The 854-nt window shown below is 55.0% G+C and carries 1 protein-coding gene; it reads right to left on the reverse strand.

Annotation, left to right across the window (positions count from 1 at the left end):
• Nucleotides 1–90 precede the first annotated feature (90 nt).
• Nucleotides 91–854: RHS repeat-associated core domain-containing protein (locus AVAK2825_RS24740; protein WP_284403126.1), on the reverse strand; the 764-nt coding region annotated here is incomplete at its 5' end.

Genomic DNA, 854 nt, shown 5'->3' on the forward strand with positions numbered 1-854 from the left:
CTTGTGTTGGCGCGAGGCCTCAGCGAACAGGTCGAACTTCAGGGCGCTACGGGGAGTGATCATGGCAAAGGATGGAGCACGCGTTCTCGATCAACAAGGGACCGGATGGGTTTTGAGAGGTTCCCATTCGTATCCCTTTGGGATTTCAGAACTTTTCCACATCGATTCTTCCGGTATGTAATCTGAAGGAGTTTTAACGTCTTTGCCGGGCTCTTTATCTCCAGACTGGCAAGTTAACTTATTTTTGCTCCATTTTTTGCAATATTGTGTGTAGTCATAAGGACTCGCTTGTTTCCAAACTTTTTCGTTCGGATTAACCACGTCATAAACCTTGTCCAATGGATGACTGGGCGCCTCAAGCATCCCAGCAGTCTGCGCATCAATTGATGCCTGTCTATTCACCTCACCGCGTTTAACGGCGCGTTGGTGAGCATTCCCTGTCAAGCCCAATGGATCAATATAAGTAGTTGGTCTTTCAACGTAACGATATAAGTTGATTCCTCCCCCCAATCCAATGGGATCCTGCGTGATGTACTGCCCCAGGTGAGGGTCGTAGTACCTGAAGCGGTTGTAATGCAGCCCGGTCTCGGCATCGATCTGCTGGCCCTGCAACCGGATGCTCTGCTCGATCCGGTGCGGGTTGTATTCCTCCTGCACGTCTCCCCAGGCGCCGTAGCTGGCCGCCCAGGTGATCTCGCTGGCCTTCTCTCCGTTGCCATCCACCAGCCCGATCGGCGTGCCCAGGTGGTCGCACAGGTAGTGCCGGATGGTGAGCGGGTTGCCCGCTGCCTGGGCCTGTCGCTCGGCCTGCAACTGGCCCACGCTGCCCGCCATGGCCTGCGCCAGATCCTGCG

It is taken from the genome of Acidovorax sp. SUPP2825 (assembly GCF_030158995.1).
Lineage (GTDB): Bacteria > Pseudomonadota > Gammaproteobacteria > Burkholderiales > Burkholderiaceae_C > Paracidovorax.